The following is a 20,193-nucleotide window of genomic DNA, read 5'->3' on the forward strand; positions in this document are numbered from 1 at the left end:
GGGGCCGAATGCCCGGAATGCTGGGAGATATAGGGGCGATCCGCGGCTTTTCAACCGCACGCACCGCCGTGCGTCGGAACGCACGGCGTGGCCCGCGTTCAGCGGGCCTTGCGTTGCTGTAACAGCAGGTTGCTGAAGCCGTTGGAGGACAGTGTCTTCTGCGCCTGGGACAACTGGTCGCGGCTGTTGAACGGGCCGACCATCACCCGGTACCAGGTCTCGTCGCGGACGTTGCCGGCCTCGACGTTCACCGACTGCCCGAGCAGGATGATCTGCGCGCGCACGCGGTCGGCGTCGGACTGCTTGCGGAACGAGCCGGCCTGCAGGAAGAACTGCGTGCTGGCGGCGACCACCGCTTTCGGCAGCGGCGGTGGCACCTGCCCGGCGAGTGCGGCCTTGGCCCGCGCTTCGTCGGCCTTGGCCAGTTCGGCGGGGGTGGGCGGCGGCGGGGCCTTCTCCGGTACCGCTTCCGGCGGCACCACGACCTCGGACTCCGGCAGCAGGGTGTAGAACTCGTACTTCGGCTTGGCCTGGGCCGGCGTCTGCGTTTGCGCGGGCTGCTGGGCCTGGCCGTTCTGCTGCGGCTGCTTGCCCTGCACGGCGGCCGGGCGCTGGGCGTCCGGGCGTTCGCGCTGGACGTCCTTGCGCCCGGGTTCGAGCTTCATCAGGAACATGATGAAGCCGCCGATGGCCAGGCCGGCGACCAGCCAGACCCAGCCGGGAACGCCGTTCTTCGCGGCGGGCGCCTGGTAGCGGCTGGCGCCGCGCTTGGGGGCGGGTTTCTTCTTTGCCATGGGGGTTCCCGGACTCCTGTTCGGGCGGGTTCGATTACATGCGTTCCAGAGTCTTCAGACCGAGCAGCTCCAGGCCCTGTTCCAGGGTACGGCCGGTCAGCGCGGCGAGACGCAGGCGGCTGTCCTTCTGCGCCGGGTCCTCGGCGGTGAGGATCGGGCAATGCTCGTAGAAGCTGGAGAACAGCCCGGCCAACTCGTACAGGTAGGCGCAGAGCAGGTGCGGCACGCCCTTGAGCGCGACGTTGTTGATCAGGTCGCCGAACTGCGCCAGCTGTGCGGCCAGGGCCAGCTCCTGGGGCTGCTCGAGGACGATCTTCCCGCCCAGTTGCTCGCGGCCCTGGCCGAGCTTGCGGAAGACGCTGGCCACGCGGGTGCAGGCGTAGAGCAGGTAGGGTGCGGTGTTGCCTTCGAAGCTCAGCATCAGTTCGAAGTTGAAGCTGTAGTCGCTGGTGCGGTGCTTGGACAGGTCGGCGTACTTCACCGAGTCGATCCCCACCACCCGGCCGATCTCGCGCAGCTGGACCTCGTCGAACGGCTCCTCGCCACGCTCGGCGCGCTGCTCGTTGCGTTCCTTGACCAGCGCATAGGCGCGGCTCTCGGCCTCTTCCAGCAGGTCGATCAGCTTCACCGTACCGCCGTCGCGGGTCTTGAACGGACGGCCGTCGGCGCCGTTCATGGTGCCGAAGCCCATATGCTCCAGCTCCATGCCGGCCGGAACGAAACCGGCGCGCCGCGCCACTTCGAAGACCTGCTGGAAGTGCAGGGCCTGGCGCTGGTCGACGAAGTACAGCACGCGGTCGGCGTGCAGCACGTTGTGCCGATAACGCATGGCGGCGAGGTCGGTGGTGGCGTAGAGGTAGCCGCCGCCGGCCTTCTGCACGATCACCGGGAGCGGATTGCCCTCGGCGTTCCTGAACTCTTCGAGGAAGACGCACAACGCGCCGTTGTCTTCGGTGAGCAGGCCCTTGGCGGTCAGGTCGGCGACCACCTGGGCGAGGTCGTCGTTGTAGGCGCTCTCGCCCATGACGTCGGCCATGCTCAGCTTCACGCCGAGACGGTCGTAGACCTTCTGGCAGTGCGACAGGGAAATCTCGTTGAAGCGGGTCCACAGGCGCAGGCAGTCGGGGTCGCCGGCCTGCAGCTTGACTACCAGTTCGCGGGCGCGGTCGGCGAATTCGGGAGACTCGTCGAAGCGTTTCTTCGCCGCGCGGTAGAAGACCTCCAGGTCGTGCAGCTCGGCCTCGGCGTCGACCGGTTGCTCTTCCAGGTAGGCGAGCAGCATGCCGAACTGGGTGCCCCAGTCGCCGACATGGTTCTGCCGGATCACCGTGTCGCCGAGGAACTCGAGGACGCGCGCGACGGCGTCGCCGATGATGGTCGAACGCAGGTGGCCGACGTGCATCTCCTTGGCCAGGTTCGGCGAGGACAGGTCGATCACCACGCGCTGCGCCGGGCCTGCCTTGCGCACGCCGAGACGTTCGTCGGCGAGTGCGCGGTCGAGGCTGGCGGCGAGCCAGACGTGATCCTGGAAGAAGTTGAGGAAGCCGGGGCCGGCGATCTCCACCTTGGCCAGTTGCTCGTGGGCGGGGATTGCCTCGACCAGCCTGGCGGCCAGGTCGCGCGGCTTCATCCCGGCCGGCTTGGCCAGCATCATGGCGATGTTGCTGGCGAAATCGCCGTGGCTACGGTCCTTGGTGTTCTCCACCTGGATGTCCGGGGTCAGGCCGGCGGGCAGGGTGCCGTCCGCGGTCAGTTGGTCGAGGGCTTGCTGGATCAGCTGGCGAATCGTGTCTTTCATCGTTTTTCTCCGTGCTCGCGGGCAGAGGGGCGGCGCGCGACGGTCGGGCAGGGGAAGGGCCGGCGGATGCGGCGCTCCGAAGTTCACTCCCCGCGATGTGCGCGGGGTGGCCGGTCGAGGCTCAGAACCGCGCATTATCCGTGGGCGGACAGGCGTTGCCAACCGTTGCGGCGATTAGCCGACAGTTTGCGCCGGACATCGCGGATTCCGGCTGACCCCAGTCAAGCGGGGCGTCTTCCTGGAAGGCGCTCAGAACAGGTCGATCGGATCGATATCGAGCGACCAGCGCACCTGGCGCCCGCCGGGCAACTGTTCGAGGCTCTGCAGCCAGGGCGTCAGCAGGCGATGCAGCGGCGCCCGGCTCATGCACTGCAGCAGCAGTTGCGCGCGGTGCTTGCCGGCACGCCGCTCCATGGGCGCGGGCACCGGCCCGAGCAGTTCCACCTCCGGTCCGCCCATCTGCTCGAGCAATTGCTCGGCGGCACTGCAGGCGCTGTCGAGGAAGGCTTCCGCCTGGCCCGGCTTGTGCGCTTCGGCGCGCAGCAGGGCGAGGTGGGCGAAGGGCGGCAGGCCGGCGGCGCGGCGTTCGCTGAGGGCCTGTTCGGCAAAGGCGAAGTAGCCGTCCTCGGTGAGCTGGACCAGCAGCGGGTGATCGGCCAGGTGGGTCTGGATCAGTACCCGTCCGGGCTCCTCGGCGCGTCCTGCGCGGCCGGCGACCTGGACGATCTGCTGGGCCATGCGTTCGCTGGCGCGGAAGTCGGCGGAAAACAGGCCGCCATCGGCATCGAGGATCGCCACCAGGGTGACCCGTGGGAAGTGGTGCCCCTTGGCGAGCATCTGGGTGCCGACCAGGATGCATGGCTCACCGCTGTTGATGGTGGCGAAGAGGTCGCGCATGGCGTGCTTGCGCGAGGTGCTGTCGCGGTCGATGCGCAGCACCGGATGGTTCGGGAAGAGAATCCGCAGGCGTTCCTCGGCGCGCTCGGTGCCGGCGCCTACCGGACGCAGGTCGAGCTTGCCGCACTGCGGGCAGTTCATCGGCGGCCGCTGGCGGTGGTCGCAGTGGTGGCAGCGCAACTCGCCGCTGCCCTGGTGCACGGTCATCCGCGCGTCGCAGCGCGGGCATTGGCTGATCCAGCCGCAGTCGTGGCAAAGCAGGGTCGGAGCGAAGCCGCGGCGGTTGAGGAACACCAGGACCTGCTGGCCGGCCGCCAGGGTATCGCCGATGGCCTGTTGCAGCGGGCGGGAAAGGCCGGCGTCGAGCGGCATGCTCTTCACGTCGAGGCGGATGAACTTCGGCGGGTGCGCGCCACCGGCGCGCTGGGTCAGGCGCAGCAGGCCGTAGCGGCCGGCCTGGGCGTTGTGCAGGCTTTCCAGGGCGGGCGTGGCCGAACCGAGCAGGATCGGCACGTTCTCCAGGCGTGCGCGTACCAGTGCCAGGTCGCGGGCGTGGTAGCGCAGTCCGTCCTGCTGTTTATAGGAGGCGTCGTGTTCCTCGTCGACGATGATCAGTCCCGGCCGCTTCAGCGGCGTGAACAGTGCCGAGCGGGTGCCGATGACGATGTCGGCCTCGCCATCCCGGGCGGCGAGCCAGGCGTCGAGGCGCTCGCGGTCGGTCAGGGCCGAATGCAGCAGGGCGATGCGCGCGTTGAAGCGGCGTTCGAAACGCGCCAGGGTCTGCGGCCCCAGGTTGATCTCGGGAATCAGCACCAGGGCCTGGCGGCCTGCGGCCAGGGTTTCGCGGATCAGTTGCAGGTAGACCTCGGTCTTGCCGCTGCCGGTGACCCCGGCCAGCAGGAAGCAATGGAAACCGCCGTGGCTGGCGCGAACCGCCTCGAAGGCGGCGCGCTGCTCGGGGTTCAGCGGCAACTCCGCCTGGGCCAGCCAGCCGCCTTCGCGCGGCGGGGTGCTGTGGCGCCGCACCTCCAGTTCGACCAAGCCTTTTTCCTTGAGCAGGTCGAGGCTGTCCTTGTTTATCTGCAACTGGTTCAGCAACTCATGGGACACCCCGTGCGGATGCTGCTTGAGAATCGCCAGGGCCTGGCGCTGGCGCGGCGCCCGGGCCAGGCGCGGATCGTCGAGGCTGGATTGCGCGGTGGCATGCCAGAAGCGCTGCTGGCGCGCCTCGGCCGGCTCGCCCTGGCGCAACAGGTTGGGCAGCGCCCAGGACAGGGTGTCGCCGAGGCTGTGCTGGTAGTACTGGGCGGTCCAGCGACAGAGTTCGAGCAGGTGCGCCGGCATCGGCGGCTTGGCGTCGAGTACCCTGAGGGCAGGCTTGAGCTTGTCTTCGGGTACTTCGGAACGGTCCGTCACCTCTATCAGAACGCCAACCAGCTCCCGGCGCCCGAACGGCAGCAGCAGGCGAATCCCCGGCTGTAGGGCGCTGCGCGGAATGCCGCGGGGCGCGCGGTAGTCGAACAGGCGGCGGAGTGGCGAAGGCAGGGCTAGGCGTAGGATCAGGTCTGACACTCAGCGGCTTCCGGGGATGAAGGAAACGAGGACTGGGCCGGCGATGTTAGCAGACGACCGGCGGGCGGGGTCGCTTGCATAGATGAATCGGTCTGGTATGATCCACGCCCTTAATTACGTGCGGTGCCTGGTAAACGCGCTGGGTGGCGGCACACAACGCCTCGAGGATTGAATCATGAAAGCGGACATCCATCCGACTTACGAAGCTATCGAAGCTACCTGCAGCTGCGGTAACGTCATCAAGACCCGTTCCACCCTGTGCAAGCCGATCCACCTGGACGTGTGCTCCGAATGCCACCCGTTCTACACCGGCAAGCAGAAGGTGCTGGACACCGGCGGCCGTATCGACCGCTTCAAGCAGCGTTTCGGCGTATTCGGCGCCACCAAGTAAGCCGCTTGCCGCGAACGCGCGCAATGCTACTTGTCGCTGTACCGAGAAAGGCGTCCCTGGTGGGCGCCTTTTTCATGTCCGTGGTTTCCGCCTTCGCCGGTGCGGCGGAGGCCTGCCGGCCTACCGGCGCCTTGCAGAACGTCGAGGTGGCGCGGGTGGTGGACGGCGATACCGTGCGCCTGCGCGATGGCCGCAGCGTGCGGCTGATCGGTATCAACGCGCCTGAGCTGGCGCACAACGGTCGCACCACCGAGCCCTTCGCCGAAGCCGCGAAGCAGCGACTGCAGGCGCTGGTATCGGCCAGCGACGGGCGTCTCGCCCTGCAGCCGGGCCGCCAGGCCCGCGATCACTACGGGCGGACCCTGGCGCACCTGTTCGATGCCAGCGGCGCCAACCTCGAGGCGCGCCTGCTCGGCGAGGGCCTGGGCTACCTGGTGGCGGTCGCGCCGAACACCGAGCTGACGGCCTGTCAGCAAGCGGCGGAACGTGCAGCGCGTTCGGCTAATCTGGGTGTATGGAAGCGTTCGCCGGTGCTTTCGCTCGATCGACTGGCGCAGAGCGGCTTCGCCGTGGTCCGCGGGCGGGTGCTCGAGGTCGAACGCAACCGGGGCGGTATCTGGCTGGAGATGGACGGTCCGCTGGTCCTGCGGATCGAGCCGAAGGTGCTCAAGGCGTTCGATGCGAAACGGGTGATGCAGATGGCGGGACGTTCGCTGGAAGTGCGTGGCTGGGTGGTCGATCGTTCCCGCCGTGGCGCTGTGCCGGCCGGCAAGGCGCGCTGGCAGATGTCGGTGACCGATCCGGCGATGCTGGAATGGTTGCCATGAAGACCGCCTGGCTCCTGCTGCTGTTGCTGGGAGTCGGCGCGCTGGGCGGCTGCGCGGTGAACCCGGCCACCGGCAAGAGCGATTTCGTGATGATGAGCGAGCAGCAGGAACTAGGCATGGGCGCTCGCTACAACCAGGAAATCCTCAAGCAGTTCCCCCGCTACAACGATGAAAAGCTCCAGGCCTACGTGCAACGGGTAGGCGAGCGGGTCGCCCGCAGCAGCCACCGCAGCAATCTGCAATATCATTTCACCGTCATCGATTCGCCGGACATCAACGCCTTCGCCCTGCCGGGCGGCTACATCTATATCCATCGCGGACTGATCGCCTACCTTGGCTCCGAGGCCGAACTGGCCGCGGTGCTCGGTCATGAGGTCGGCCACGTCACGGCGCGCCACAGCGTGCGCCAGCAGAGCCAGGCCAGCGCCTGGAACATCCTTGGCCAGGCGGTGGCGATCGGCACCGGGGTCGGTGCCGCCGGCGACCTGGCCAACGTGCTCGGCACGGCCTTCGTCCGCGGCTACGGGCGTGACATGGAACTGGAAGCCGATGGTCTCGGCGCTCAGTACCTGGCCCGCGCCGGCTACGATCCGACGGCGATGATCCAGGTGGTGCGGGTGCTGAAGAACCAGGAGGACTTCGCTCGCGAAGAGGCTGCGCGCAATGGCCAGGCGGTACAGGCCGGCGGCTACCACGGGTTGTTCGATACCCATCCGGACAACGACCGGCGTCTGCAGGAAGTGGTCGGCCCGGCCCGGCAACTGGCCAACGGACAGCAGGAAGTGGGGCGCGAGGTCTTTCTTCGCCATCTGGAAGGCATGCCGTTCGGCGACTCGGCATCGGCCGGGGTGCGTCGCGGGCAGAACTTCTACCATGCCGAGCTGGACTTCACCCTGAGCTATCCGGCGGGCTGGAAGATCCTCAACCAGCCCAGTGCCCTGCTTGGCTATCCGGCGGACGAGCAGTCGTTCATCGGCATGAAGCTGGTGCCCCATGATTCCCGCCTGACGCCCGCGGAGTTCCTGCGCAAGAACGCCGGGCAACGGCTGGCCCAGGAAGAGTCGCTGAAGCAGGCCGGGCTGAACGGCTACACGGCGGTGGTGCCAGGCAACCCGGCGCGACGGGTTGCTGTGATCTACCAGGGCGACCGCGCCTACCTGTTCGTCGGCGTGGTCAAGGTCGGTTCCCTGGAGACCCAGGACGACCGCTTCCTCAGCGTGATCCGCAGCTTCCGTCCGCTGCGCGACAAGGAGCGGGCCCTGGCGCAGCCGCGACGCCTGCATCTGGTGCAGGTCAAGGCGGGGCAGACGCTGGAGCAATTGGCGGCTGGCGGCGAGGGGTCATTGAGTGACTCCGTGGCTCGTCTGCGTCTGCTGAATGACCTTTATCCGAGCGGTGAACCCCGTCCGGGCGATTGGCTTAAAGTCGTACGCTAGAGGTCTTGACAGCCGGGTCCTGACGATCTTGTGGGGCGTCGTCTTCTTGCGTATGCTCGGTCGCCCCGTCTGTCCAACAAGCAATAAAGCGGAAGTGCCCAAATGTCCGATCTTAAAACCGCTGCCCTCGAATATCACGCACAACCCCGTCCGGGAAAACTGAGTGTCGAGCTGACCAAACCCACCGCTACCGCCCGGGACCTGTCCCTGGCCTACAGCCCGGGTGTCGCCGAGCCGGTGCGTGAAATCGCCCGCGATGCCGAACTGGCCTATCAGTACACCGGCAAGGGCAACCTGGTGGCAGTGATTTCCGACGGCACCGCGATTCTCGGCCTGGGTAACCTCGGCCCGCTGGCCTCCAAGCCGGTGATGGAAGGCAAGGGTGTGCTGTTCAAGCGCTTCGCCGGCATCGACGTGTTCGACATCGAGGTCGACGCCGAGAGCCCGCAGGCTTTCATCGATACCGTCAAGCGTATTTCCATCACCTTCGGCGGTATCAACCTCGAGGACATCAAGGCTCCCGAGTGTTTCGAGATCGAGCGCGCGCTGATCGAACAGTGCGACATCCCGGTGTTCCACGATGACCAGCACGGCACCGCCATCGTTACCGCGGCGGGCATGCTCAACGCGCTGGAACTGGCCGGGAAGAAGCTGGAAGAAGCGAAGATCGTCTGCCTCGGCGCCGGCGCTGCCGCCATCTCCTGCATGAAGCTGCTGGTGAGCATGGGCGCCAAGGTCGAGAACATCTACATGATCGACCGCAAGGGCGTGATCCACGCCGGTCGCGACGATCTGAACCAGTACAAGTCGGTGTTCGCCACCGAGACCGACAAGCGTACCCTGGCCGACGCCCTGGAGGGCGCCGACGTGTTCGTCGGCCTGTCCGGCGCCAACCTGCTGGAGCCGGAAGACCTCAAGCGCATGGCGCCGAACCCGATCGTGTTCGCCTGCTCGAACCCGGACCCGGAGATCAAGCCGGAACTGGCCCATGCCACCCGCAACGACGTGATCATGGCTACCGGACGTTCCGACTATCCGAACCAGGTCAACAACGTGCTCGGTTTCCCCTTCATCTTCCGCGGTGCCCTGGACGTACGTGCCACGCGCATCAACGAAGAGATGAAGATCGCCGCCGCCCTGGCCCTGCGCGACCTGGCCAAGCAGCCGGTCCCGGAGGACGTCTGCGCCGCCTATGGCGTGGACAAGCTGGAATTCGGCCGCGAGTACATCATTCCGAAGCCGATGGACAAGCGCCTGATCACCGTGGTCTCCGATGCCGTGGCCAAGGCTGCCATCGAGACCGGCGTGGCTACCCTGCCGTATCCGAAGAACTATCCGCTGAAATCGGTGGACGACGTCTTCAACGGCTGATCGATCGATCCGCCGGATAAAAAGAAACCCCGCCTTGGCGGGGTTTCTTTTTGCCTGCGCCTCGCACTCCCGTCGTCGCCAACGAAGCGCAGGCGCCGGCCGGTTCAGAACAGGTCGATCGGCGCGCCTTCGTCATCCGGCAGCGGGCTGCCAGGGAAGCTGCCTGGCGGCAGTTCATTGACCGAGGGCGGGGTATCCTCGTTCTTGAACATCTCGAAATAGGCGCCGGGAGTGCCCGGCGCGGCCGAACGGCCGGTCACCGGGTCGATGCGCAGGCTGACGATGCCTGGCGGCTCGGCCATGGTGTGCATCGGCTTGTCCTTGAGGGCGAAGCCCATGTACCTGATCCAGATCGGCAGCGCGACGGTACCGCCGTACTCGCGGCGACCCAGGGTCTCCGGCTGGTCGAAGCCGACCCAGACGCTGGTCACGTAGTCGGAGTTGTAGCCGGAGAACCAGCCATCCTTGGAATCGTTGGTGGTGCCGGTCTTGCCGGCCAGGTCGGTGCGCTTCAGCGCCAGGGCGCGACGCCCGGTACCGCGCTTGATCACGTCCTGCAGCATGCTGGTCATGATATAGGCGGTACGGGCATCGATGATCCGCTCGGCCGGGGTCGGCTCGAAGGTGGTCTGGGCCTTGGCGGCGACTTGCTGGGCTTCGATCGAACCTTCGCCTTCGGCGCTCTCCGGATGCTCGGGGTCACCAGGATTCCCGGCGTCTTCCGCATCCGGCGCAGCGACCTGTTCTTCCACCGGCACGCGGGGCGGATTGGCCTGGTACAGCACCTGTCCGTCGCGGCTCTCGATGCGTTCGATGACGTACGGATTGACCTTGTAGCCGCCGTTGGCGAATACGCTCCAGGCGCCGGCGATTTCCATCGGTGTGACTGTCGCGGTACCCAGGGCCAGGGAGAAGTTGCGCGGCAGTTCGTCGCGCTGGAAGCCGAACTTGGTGATGTAGCTGATCGCCCGCTCGATGCCCAGGCCCTGCAGGACGCGGATCGAGACCATGTTGCGGGACTTGTACAGGGCTTCGCGCAGCGGGATCGGGCCGAGGAAGGTATTGGTGTCGTTCTTCGGTCGCCAGACCTTGTCCAGGTACTCGTCGACGAACACGATCGGCGCATCGTTGACCAGGCTGGCGGCGGTGAAGCCGTTGTCCAGGGCCGCGCTGTAGATGAACGGCTTGAAACTGGAGCCCGGCTGGCGCTTGGCCTGGATCGCGCGGTTGTAGTTGCTCTGCTCGAAGGAGAAGCCGCCGACCAGCGAGCGGATCGCCCCGTCCTTCGGGTCGAGGGAGATCAGCGCGCTCTGTGCGGCGGGAATCTGTACGAAGCGCAGGGTGCCGTCTTCCTGGCGCTGCACGCGGATCTGGTCGCCGGCCTGGGCCACGTCGGCGGGCTGGCGCGGCATCGGGCCCATGCTGTTGTTGCTGAGGAAGGGGCGTGCCCATTTCATGCTGTCCCAGGTCACGGCTTCTTCCTTGCCGTCGCGGGTCATCACCATGATCCCGCTCTTTTCCACCTGGGTGACGATCGCCGGCTCCAGGCCGCCGATGCTGCGCTGCTGGCCCAGGTGCTTGAGCCAGGCGTCGCGGGTCTGGCCCGGCAGGCGGGTCTCCGGGCCGCGGTAGCCGTGGCGCTGGTCATAGTCGATGAGGCCGTCGCGGACCGATTGGCTGGCGGCGTTCTGCAGGTCGCTGCGGACCGTGGTGATGACCTTGTAGCCCTCGGTATAGGCCTCGCTGCCGTAGCGGCCGACCATCTCGGCACGGGCCATCTCGGCGATGTAGGGCGCATTCAGTTCGGGGGTCTGCACGTGGTAGGAGGCGTTGATCGGCTCCTCGACGGCGGCCTGGTAGCGTTGCTGGTCGATGAAGCCGAGCTTGAGCATGCGCTCGAGGATCCAGTTGCGCCGCTCCGTACTGCGGGTCGGGTTGACCAGCGGGTTGTAGCGCGAGGGCGCTTTCGGCAGGCCGGCGATCATCGCCATCTCGGCCAGGCTCAAGTCTTTGATCGGCTTGCCGTAATAGACCTGTGCGGCAGCCTCGATGCCATAGGCACGGTTGCCCAGGTAGATCTTGTTGACGTAGAGCTCGAGGATCTCGTCCTTGGTCAGCTGTCGCTCGATCTGCAGGGCCAGGAGGATTTCATTGATCTTTCGCGAGAAGCTTCTTTCATTGGTAAGGAAGTAGTTCTTCGCTACCTGCATGGTGATGGTGCTGCCGCCAGTCTGGATGTGACCGCTTTTCAATAATTGCGCGGCGGCGCGCATTAGGCTTTTCACATCGACGCCATAATGGTTGGCGAAATTGTCGTCCTCGGCGGACAGCAGGGCATGGATGAAGTCCTGCGGGATGTCGGCGAAGCGGATCGGCGTCCGGCGCATCTCGCCGAACTCGGAGATCAGCTTGCCGTCCTCGCTGTAGACCTTGAGGGGGATCTGCAGCTGGACGTTACGCAGAGCTTCCACCGAGGGCAGGCTGGGACTCAGATAGAGATAGGCGCCGCTGAAACTGAGCAGCACTCCACAAATCAGGGTGACGCAAGTCCACCACAGGAACTTCAGCAGGCGCATGGGTAGATTCGGATTTCCAGGAAAAAGAAAGAGTTAAGCGAATAGGACAGGAAAAAGGCAAAAGCTGTTCACATTATAAGCAATTTTTCTGTGACCTAGCCATTTGCCTGGCCTTCGGCTCTGGTATCTAATGTGAAAAAAGAAGAATCGTTCGTAAGTATTGAACGCTAATAGGGAATTGGTCGTGCTAGGGCTCATAAAGAAGAAAGCGAACACCTTGCTGGGGATCGACATCAGCTCGACCTCGGTAAAGCTCCTTGAGTTGAGCCGCTCCGGAGGCCGCTACAAAGTGGAGGCCTATGCCGTCGAGCCGCTTCCGCCGAATGCAGTCGTGGAAAAGAACATCGTCGAGCTGGAAGGGGTCGGCCAGGCGTTGTCACGGGTGCTGGTCAAGGCGAAAACCAACCTGAAGTCGGCCGTGGTCGCCGTCGCCGGTTCGGCGGTGATCACCAAGACCATCGAGATGGAGGCCGGGCTTTCCGAGGATGAACTGGAAAACCAGCTGAAGATCGAGGCCGACCAGTACATCCCCTATCCGCTGGAGGAAGTCGCCATCGACTTCGAGGTCCAGGGGCTCTCCGCGCGCAATCCCGAGCGCGTGGACGTACTCCTGGCCGCCTGTCGGAAAGAAAACGTCGAGGTTCGCGAAGCGGCCCTGGCGCTGGCCGGCCTGACCGCCAAGGTGGTCGACGTCGAGGCCTACGCGCTGGAGCGCTCCTATGCGCTGCTGAGCAGCCAGCTGGGTGCCGACACCGACCAGTTGACCGTGGCGGTAGTGGACATCGGCGCGACCATGACCACCCTGAGCGTCCTGCACAACGGACGCACCATCTATACCCGCGAACAGCTGTTCGGCGGTCGCCAGCTCACCGAGGAGATCCAGCGGCGTTACGGACTCTCGGTGGAGGAAGCCGGTCTCGCCAAGAAGCAGGGCGGTCTTCCGGATGACTACGACAGCGAAGTTCTGCGTCCGTTCAAGGACGCCGTGGTGCAGCAGGTTTCCCGCTCGCTGCAGTTCTTCTTCGCCGCCGGACAGTTCAACGACGTCGACTACATCGTCCTGGCGGGCGGTACGGCGTCTATCCAGGATCTCGATCGGTTGATCCAGCAGAAGATCGGCACCCCGACCCTGGTCGCCAACCCGTTCGCCGACATGGCGCTGAACGGCAAGGTGAATGCCGGCGCCCTGGCCAGCGACGCTCCGGCGTTGATGATCGCCTGCGGCCTGGCGTTGAGGAGTTTCGACTGATGGCACGGATCAACCTTCTACCCTGGCGCGAAGAGCTGCGCGAGCAGCGCAAGCAGCAGTTCCTGGTGATTCTTGGCGGCGTCCTGGTGGCATCGGCTGCGCTGGTATTCCTTGGCGACCAGTACTTCACCGCGGCCATCGAGAACCAGAACGCCCGCAACGACTTCCTGCGCAAGGAAATCGTCGTACTCGACGCCCGGATCAAGGAAATCAGCGAACTGAAGTCGCGGCGCCAGCAATTGCTCGAGCGGATGAAGATCATCCAGGACCTGCAGGGCAACCGTCCCATCATCGGACGGGTGTTCGACCAGCTCGTGCGGACCTTGCCCGACGGCGTGTATTTCACCGACCTGAAGATGACCGGCAAGAACATCGCCATCGCCGGCGCGGCCGAGTCCAACAACCGCGTTTCCAATCTCATGCGCAACATGGACGCGTCCGAGTGGCTGACCGCCCCGACCCTGAACGAGGTCAAGGCGGTGACCCAGGGCGCGGTGGACCAGGCCAACGTGTTCCAACTGACCGTGCAGCAGACGCAGCCCGGCGAAGAAGACGCCAAGGCGAAGCATGGGGTTGCGCAAGGAGCCAAGAAATGAGTCTGGCCAGTTCCCTGGAAAGTCTGCGCAAGATCGATATCAACGATCTCGACCTGAACAACATCGGTTCCTGGCCGGCGGCGGTCAAGGTCATCGTCTGCGTGCTGCTGACCGCGGCGGTCCTGGCGCTGGGCTACAACTTCCATCTGAGTGACATGCAGGCTCAGCTCGAACAGCAGGCCGCGGAAGAGGAGACGCTCAAGCAGCAGTTCTCCACCAAGGCCTTCCAGGCCGCGAACCTGGAAGCCTACAAGGCACAGATGAAGGAGATGGAAGAGTCCTTTGGCGCCTTGCTGCGGCAGTTGCCCAGCGACACCGAGGTACCCGGGCTGCTCGAGGACATCACTCGTACCGGCCTGGGCAGCGGCCTGGAGTTCGAGGAAATCAAGCTGCTTCCCGAGGTTGCCCAGCAGTTCTACATCGAGCTGCCGATCCAGATCAGCGTGGTCGGCGGCTACCACGACCTGGCGACCTTCGTCAGCGGCGTGTCCAGCCTGCCGCGGATCGTCACCCTGCATGACTTCGAGATCAAGCCGGTCGCGCCCGGCAGCACGTCCAAGCTGCGCATGAGCATCCTGGCCAAGACCTATCGCTACAACGACAAGGGGCTGAAGAAATGAGAGCCCGCCTGATTCTGAGCAGCCTGCTGCTCGCCAGCCTGGCCGGATGCGGCGGCGGTTCCGATTTCGCCGATCTGCAGTCCTACATGGACGAGGTTCGGGCCCGACCCAAGGGCACCATCGAGCCGTTGCCGAAGTTCCAGCCGTACGAGGCCTTCACCTATAGCGCCGCGTCGCTACGCAGCCCGTTCCAGCCGCCGGTGAAGATCGACCTGACCGTGCGGCAGAAGGGCAACAAGGTGATCAAGCCCGACGAGACGCGGGTCAAGCAGTTCCTGGAAGGCTTCAACATCGAGACCTTCGAGATGGTCGGCACCCTGTCCAACGCCCAGGGCACCTTCGCCCTGGTGAAGGGCGCGGGTGGCGTGCACCGGGTGAGGGTCGGGGACTACCTGGGGCGCAACGACGGCAAGGTCGTCGGCATCAGCGAAGGAAAAATAGACGTGATCGAAATCGTTCCTGACGGAGAGGGGAACTGGCTGGAGCGTCCGCGCAGCCTGACTCTCAAGGAACGCTCCTGAGGGCGGGGAAAAACATGCATAACCAACAGCAGTCTGTACAACGGAGTCGGACGATGAACAGTGGCCTCTCGCGCCTCGGGATCGCTTTGCTGGCCGCCATGTTCGCGCCGGCATTGCTCGCCGCGGACCTGGAGAAACTCGACGTGGCGGCATTGCCTGGCGACCGGGTCGAGCTAAAGCTGCAGTTCGACGAGCCCGTCGCCGCGCCGCGTGGCTATACCATCGAGCAGCCGGCGCGAATCGCCCTCGATCTGCCGGGGGTACAGAACAAGCTCGGCACCAAGAACCGCGAGCTGAGCGTGGGCAATACGCGCAGCGTCACGGTGGTCGAGGCGAAGGATCGCACACGGTTGATCATCAACCTGACCACGTTGTCGTCCTACACCACCCGGGTGGAAGGCAACAACCTCTTCGTGGTGGTCGGCAATTCGCCGGCCGGCGCCAGCGTCGCTTCCACCGCTCCGGTCAAGGCTAGCCCGGCTCCGGCCAGCTATGCCCAGCCGATCAAGCCCAAGCCGTACGTGCCGGCGGGTCGTGCCATTCGCAACATCGATTTCCAGCGTGGCGAAAAGGGCGAGGGCAACGTGGTCATCGACCTGTCCGACCCGACCTTGAGCCCGGATATCCAGGAGCAGGGTGGCAAGATCCGCCTGGACTTCGCCAAGACCCAACTGCCGGATGCGCTGCGGGTTCGCCTGGACGTCAAGGACTTCGCCACGCCGGTGCAGTTCGTCAACGCCAGCGCGCAATCCGACCGTACCAGCATCACCATCGAGCCGAGCGGGCTCTACGACTACCTGGTCTACCAGACCGACAATCGCCTGACCGTCAGCATCAAGCCGATGACCACGGAAGACGCCGAGCGGCGCAAGAAGGACAATTTCGCCTATACCGGTGAGAAACTGTCGCTGAACTTCCAGGACATCGACGTGCGTTCGGTACTGCAGCTGATCGCCGACTTCACCGACCTGAACCTGGTGGCCTCGGATACCGTGCAGGGCAATATCACCCTGCGCCTGCAGAACGTGCCGTGGGACCAGGCGCTGGACCTGGTGCTGAAGACCAAGGGCCTGGACAAGCGCAAGCTCGGCAACGTGCTCCTGGTGGCCCCGGCCGACGAGATCGCCGCCCGTGAGCGCCAGGAGCTGGAAGCGCAGAAGCAGATCGCCGAGTTGGCGCCACTGCGTCGGGAACTGATCCAGGTGAACTACGCCAAGGCCGCGGACATCGCCAAGCTGTTCCAGTCGGTGACCAGCGATGGTGGCCAGGAAGGCAAGGAAGGCGGGCGCGGCTCGATCACCGTCGACGACCGCACCAACAGCATCATCGCCTATCAGCCCCAGGAGCGACTGGACGAACTGCGGCGGATCGTTTCGCAGCTGGATATTCCGGTGCGCCAGGTGATGATCGAGGCACGCATCGTCGAGGCCAACGTCGGTTACGACAAGAGCCTCGGTGTGCGCTGGGGCGGCGCTTATCACAAGGGTAACTGGAACGGCTACGGCAAGGACGGCAATATCGGGATCAAGGACGAGGACGGCATGAACTGCGGCCCGATCGCCGGCAACTGTACTTTCCCCACCACGGGAACCAGCAAGTCGCCGTCGCCGTTCGTCGACATCGGTGCCAAGGATGCCACCTCCGGGATCGGCATCGGCTTCATCACCGACAACATCATCCTCGACCTGCAACTGTCGGCGATGGAAAAGACCGGCAACGGCGAGATCGTCTCCCAGCCCAAGGTCGTGACCTCGGACAAGGAAACCGCGAAGATCCTCAAGGGCCAGGAAGTACCCTACCAGGAGGCCAGCTCCAGTGGCGCTACCAGCACCTCGTTCAAGGAAGCCGCGCTGTCCCTCGAGGTGACCCCGCAGATCACCCCGGACAACCGGATCATCGTCGAAGTGAAGGTGACCAAGGATGCGCCGGACTTCGATCGCGCACTGAACGGCGTACCGCCGATCAACAAGAACGAGGTCAACGCCAAGATCCTGGTCAACGACGGCGAGACCATCGTCATCGGCGGCGTGTTCAGCAACACCCAGAGCAAGTCGGTGGACAAGGTGCCGTTCCTCGGCGACCTGCCTTACCTGGGGCGGCTGTTCCGGCGCGATACGGTCTCGGACGTGAAAAACGAACTTCTGGTTTTCCTGACACCGCGGATCATGAATAATCAGGCCATCGCAATCGGTCGCTGATATCGAACAACGTGGTCAACCTGATCCTCGTCGGCCCGATGGGTGCTGGAAAGAGCACCATCGGGCGCCTGCTCGCCAAGGAGCTGCATCTCGCGTTCAAGGACTCCGACAAGGAGATCGAACAGCGGTGCGGCGCGAATATCCCATGGATCTTCGATGTCGAGGGCGAGGTCGGTTTCCGCGAGCGCGAGCAGGCCATGCTCACCGAACTCTGCGCCGCCGACGGCATGGTGATCGCCACCGGCGGCGGGGCGGTGATGCGCGACGGTAACCGCCAGGTGCTGCGCGCCGGTGGCCGGGTTGTGTACCTGCATGCCTCGGTCGAGCACCAGATCGCGCGCACGGCGCGGGACCGCAACCGCCCCTTGTTGCAGAAGCCCAACCCGGGACAGATCCTCCGCGACCTGATGGCGCTGCGCGATCCGCTCTACCGCGAAATCGCCGATGTGGTGGTGGAGACCGACGAAAGGCCGCCGCGCCTGGTCGTCCAGGAAATTCTCGAACGCCTGCGCAAGTTGCCGCCCCGCTGAGGCGCGGCGAATTGCGTTATCCTATTGCCCTTTCCTGTCTGGGGGCCTCATGCGCACACTTCACGTCGATCTAGGCGAGCGTAGCTATCCCATTTACATCGGTGAAAACCTGCTGGGCGACGCCCGCTGGTTCGCGCCGCATATCGTCGGTCGCCGGGTCGCGGTGATCAGCAACGAAACGGTCGCTCCTCTCTATCTGGAAACCCTGCTCAAGGCACTGCAAGGCCATGAGGTCACCCCTGTGGTGCTGCCCGACGGCGAGGCCTACAAGCAGTGGGAAACCCTGCAACTGATCTTCGATGCCCTGCTGAAGGAGCGGCATGACCGCAAGACTACCCTGATCGCCCTGGGCGGCGGCGTCATCGGTGACATGGCCGGTTTCGCCGCGGCCTGCTACCAGCGTGGGGTCAACTTCATCCAGGTGCCGACCACCCTGTTGTCCCAGGTCGACTCCTCGGTGGGCGGCAAGACCGGGATCAACCATCCGTTGGGCAAGAATATGATCGGTGCGTTCTACCAGCCCCAGGCGGTGGTCATCGACACCGCGTCGCTGAAGACGCTGCCGTCCCGCGAGCTGTCCGCCGGGCTGGCGGAGGTGATCAAGTACGGTTTCATTTGCGACGAACCGTTCATCACCTGGCTGGAAGAGCACATGGATGCCTTGCTGGCACTGGAGCCGACCGTTGTCACCGAGGCCATCGAGCGCTCTTGCGCGGCGAAGGCCCGCGTGGTGGGCGCCGACGAGCGCGAGTCGGGCGTGCGCGCCACGCTGAACCTCGGCCATACCTTCGGTCACGCGATCGAGACCCAGCAGGGTTACGGCGTCTGGTTGCACGGCGAAGCGGTAGGGGCGGGAACCGTGATGGCACTCGAGATGTCGCATCGGTTGGGTTGGCTGAGCGCCGCCGAGCGCGATCGCGGTATCCGCCTGCTGCGCCGGGCTGGCCTGCCCGTGGTACCGCCGGCCGAGATGACGGCGGAAGATTTTATGGAACACATGGCCGTCGACAAGAAAGTGCTCGATGGCCGCCTGCGTCTGGTTTTGCTGCAAGGACTGGGGAATGCCGTGGTCACCGGCGATTTTCCCCGTGAGATCTTGGACGCGACCCTGCGCACCGACTATCGGGCCTTGGCCGACCAGCTTGGAGATGAATGAGGTCCCATGACCAGCTTGCATGCCGATGAGGCCTTCCTGGGCCACTACCAATTCAGTCACGACCCGTTCGCGCCGCGCGTTCCGGGTTTCAAGTTCTTCCCGGCGCAGCGCAAGCCGGTGCTCGGCCAGTTGCACCATCTGGCCCGCTACAGCCAGCTCCTGCTGCTGGTCACCGGGCCCCTGGGCAGCGGCAAGACCCTGCTGCGCCAGGCGCTGGTGGCCAGCACCAACAAGGATGCGGTCCTCAGCGTGGTGATCTCGGCGCGCACCGCCGCCGACGAGACTTCGTTGCTGCGCCAGGTGGCGCAGGGCCTGAGCATCAACCAGGCGAGCCTGGAGGCGATCCTGACCAAGGTGGCGCAGCTGGCGATCACCGGGCAGGACGTCTACCTGATGGTGGACGATGCCGAACAGCTCCAGGACAGCGCGCTGGAAGTGCTGTTGCTGCTGGCTTCCGGCACCAACGAGGGACGCCTGCATGTATTCCTGTTCGGTGAGCCGTCGTTGCTGCCGCGCCTGGAGGTGTTTTCCGAGGGTGAGGAGCGCTTCCATGCCATCGAATTGCAGCCATACAGCGAAGAGGAAACCCGCGACTACCTGGCCCAGCGTCTCGAGGGCGCCGGGCAGGGCATCGAGCTGATTTCCAACGACCTGCTGGTGGACATCCACGAGCAGTCGGAAGGCTGGCCGGGAGCGATCAACCAGGTCGCCCGCGATGCCCTGATCGAAGCGATGCTGGCCAATCGTGGCGCAGCGCGCAAGGCAACCGGAGGGTCTTTCAACTTGCCCAAGAAGCATCTGGTGATTCTTGCGGTCGTGGCCATCGGCGTGATCGCCGCCTGGTTCATGCAAGGCAAGAGCAAGCCGGAGGCGCCGCAGACCGCCTCTACCGAATTGTCCATGAATGGTGGTACGCCGGCCCAGGCCCAGCAGCCGGGCAGCGGCCCGGCCGTGGAGTTCAACGGCTCCAGCCAGCCGTTGCCGCTACCGTTGGTCGGCGAGTCGCAGCCGGTCATTCGCGAGCCGCTGGCCCAGGCCGCCGGGCAAGGTGGCGACGACGAAGGCGGCCTGCCGTCCGCCGCGGTGCCGCCTACCGTTTCCAGCTCGGCTCCTCCGGTGACGCCGCTGGCCAACAACGGCGTCACGCCGATGCATCCGGTGCCGCCGGCGCCGACCGAACCGACCGCGCCTGCGGCGACCCCGACTCCGGCGCAGACCCCGGCACCGGCCGCGCCGGTCGCCAGCGCCCCGGCCAGCAAGCCGGCCCCGGCTCCGGCCGCCAAGCCGGCCAGCGGTGGCGGTGCGGGAAGTCAGTGGTATCGCAACCAGTCTGGTGGTAACTTCGCCCTGCAGATCCTCGGTACCGGCTCCGAAGCCAATGCCCAGGCGTTCATTCGCCAGCAGGGCGGCGGCGATTTCCGCTACTTCAAGAAAACCCTGCAAGGCAAGCCGTTCTACGTCGTCACCTATGGCAGCTTCCCGAACCGTGCCGCCGCCCTGGCCGCAGTGAAAAAACTGCCGTCCAAGGTGCAGGCCGGCAAGCCGTGGCCGCGTACCTTCGCCAGCATCCAGCAGGAGATCGGCCAGGCGCATTGATCCGACCTGCCGTCGCCTCTTGACGAAACTCGCTAGTCGTTAGCATGACCGGCGGGTTTCGTCTT

16 protein-coding genes are annotated in these 20,193 nt (G+C 65.2%); 12 read left to right on the forward strand and 4 right to left on the reverse strand.

All coding sequences use genetic code 11. The features are described 5' to 3' along the window. Nucleotides 1-98: 98 nt before the first annotated feature. The 3 genes from FHW81_RS09670 to FHW81_RS09680 form a co-directional block, all read right to left on the reverse strand. Nucleotides 99-794 carry an SPOR domain-containing protein gene (locus FHW81_RS09670; protein WP_003095850.1) on the reverse strand — a complete coding sequence of 232 codons (696 nt, stop codon included), beginning with the start codon at nucleotides 792-794 and terminating at the stop codon, nucleotides 99-101. 34 nt (nucleotides 795-828) lie between these two features. Further along, a complete protein-coding gene (gene argS / locus FHW81_RS09675; RefSeq protein WP_003135774.1) occupies nucleotides 829-2,592 on the reverse strand; it encodes an arginine--tRNA ligase in 1,764 nt (587 codons plus the stop codon). A 249-nt stretch (nucleotides 2,593-2,841) separates the two neighbouring features. Continuing rightward, the gene (locus tag FHW81_RS09680) at nucleotides 2,842-5,061 is read right to left on the reverse strand and encodes a primosomal protein N' (protein WP_003103282.1); all 2,220 of its coding nucleotides are present in this window, start codon (nucleotides 5,059-5,061) and stop codon (nucleotides 2,842-2,844) included. A 175-nt stretch (nucleotides 5,062-5,236) separates the two neighbouring features. On the opposite strand from FHW81_RS09680, the gene rpmE reads away from it, so the two are divergent. From rpmE to FHW81_RS09700, 4 genes are all read left to right on the forward strand, one after another. After that, a complete protein-coding gene (gene rpmE / locus FHW81_RS09685; RefSeq protein ID WP_003095846.1) occupies nucleotides 5,237-5,452 on the forward strand; it encodes a 50S ribosomal protein L31 in 216 nt (71 codons plus the stop codon). Between the two features lie 59 nt (nucleotides 5,453-5,511). Next, nucleotides 5,512-6,279 carry a thermonuclease family protein gene (locus tag FHW81_RS09690; RefSeq protein ID WP_003103280.1) on the forward strand — a complete coding sequence of 256 codons (768 nt, stop codon included), beginning with the start codon at nucleotides 5,512-5,514 and terminating at the stop codon, nucleotides 6,277-6,279. After that, entirely contained in the window at nucleotides 6,276-7,715 is a 1,440-nt protein-coding gene (locus FHW81_RS09695; RefSeq protein WP_003095844.1) for a M48 family metalloprotease, read from the forward strand. Before FHW81_RS09690 ends, FHW81_RS09695 begins: the two co-directional genes overlap by 4 nt. 102 nt (nucleotides 7,716-7,817) lie before the next feature. Continuing rightward, a complete protein-coding gene (locus FHW81_RS09700; protein WP_003103278.1) occupies nucleotides 7,818-9,086 on the forward strand; it encodes a malic enzyme in 1,269 nt (422 codons plus the stop codon). 104 nt (nucleotides 9,087-9,190) lie between these two features. Here the strand turns inward: FHW81_RS09700 and FHW81_RS09705 are convergent, their stop codons facing one another. Further along, complete coding sequence (locus FHW81_RS09705; protein ID WP_003095841.1) at nucleotides 9,191-11,662, reverse strand: penicillin-binding protein 1A; 2,472 nt, start codon at nucleotides 11,660-11,662, stop codon at nucleotides 9,191-9,193. Between the two features lie 184 nt (nucleotides 11,663-11,846). On the opposite strand from FHW81_RS09705, the gene pilM reads away from it, so the two are divergent. Genes pilM through FHW81_RS09745 form a run of 8 tightly spaced genes read left to right on the forward strand, consistent with a single transcriptional unit; the run spans nucleotide 11,847 to nucleotide 20,128 of the window. Further along, nucleotides 11,847-12,911, forward strand: a complete 1,065-nt coding sequence (gene pilM / locus FHW81_RS09710) for a type IV pilus assembly protein PilM (RefSeq protein WP_003110888.1) — start codon at nucleotides 11,847-11,849, stop codon at nucleotides 12,909-12,911. Then, nucleotides 12,911-13,507, forward strand: a complete 597-nt coding sequence (pilN, locus tag FHW81_RS09715) for a type 4a pilus biogenesis protein PilN (protein ID WP_003095839.1) — start codon at nucleotides 12,911-12,913, stop codon at nucleotides 13,505-13,507. The genes pilM and pilN overlap by 1 nt, the downstream gene beginning before the upstream one ends. Further along, nucleotides 13,504-14,127: a type 4a pilus biogenesis protein PilO gene (gene pilO, locus FHW81_RS09720; protein ID WP_003103268.1), complete on the forward strand. Its 624-nt coding sequence runs from the start codon at nucleotides 13,504-13,506 to the stop codon at nucleotides 14,125-14,127. Before pilN ends, pilO begins: the two co-directional genes overlap by 4 nt. Next, a complete protein-coding gene (gene pilP / locus FHW81_RS09725; RefSeq protein ID WP_003095836.1) occupies nucleotides 14,124-14,648 on the forward strand; it encodes a type 4a pilus biogenesis lipoprotein PilP in 525 nt (174 codons plus the stop codon). The genes pilO and pilP overlap by 4 nt, the downstream gene beginning before the upstream one ends. A gap of 53 nt (nucleotides 14,649-14,701) precedes the next feature. Then, complete coding sequence (gene pilQ, locus FHW81_RS09730) at nucleotides 14,702-16,846, forward strand: type 4a pilus secretin PilQ (RefSeq protein WP_003146401.1); 2,145 nt, start codon at nucleotides 14,702-14,704, stop codon at nucleotides 16,844-16,846. An 11-nt stretch (nucleotides 16,847-16,857) separates the two neighbouring features. After that, nucleotides 16,858-17,376 (forward strand): shikimate kinase AroK, encoded by a 519-nt coding sequence (gene aroK, locus FHW81_RS09735; RefSeq protein ID WP_003095833.1) that lies wholly within the window; start codon nucleotides 16,858-16,860, stop codon nucleotides 17,374-17,376. Nucleotides 17,377-17,425: 49 nt separating this feature from the next. Continuing rightward, nucleotides 17,426-18,532 (forward strand): 3-dehydroquinate synthase, encoded by a 1,107-nt coding sequence (gene aroB, locus FHW81_RS09740; protein ID WP_003107839.1) that lies wholly within the window; start codon nucleotides 17,426-17,428, stop codon nucleotides 18,530-18,532. Between the two features lie 6 nt (nucleotides 18,533-18,538). Then, complete coding sequence (locus FHW81_RS09745) at nucleotides 18,539-20,128, forward strand: AAA family ATPase (RefSeq protein WP_126676566.1); 1,590 nt, start codon at nucleotides 18,539-18,541, stop codon at nucleotides 20,126-20,128. Nucleotides 20,129-20,193 lie beyond the last annotated feature (65 nt).

The organism is Pseudomonas sp. RC10-4-2 (assembly GCF_050433085.1).
Classification (GTDB): Bacteria; Pseudomonadota; Gammaproteobacteria; order Pseudomonadales; family Pseudomonadaceae; genus Pseudomonas; species Pseudomonas aeruginosa.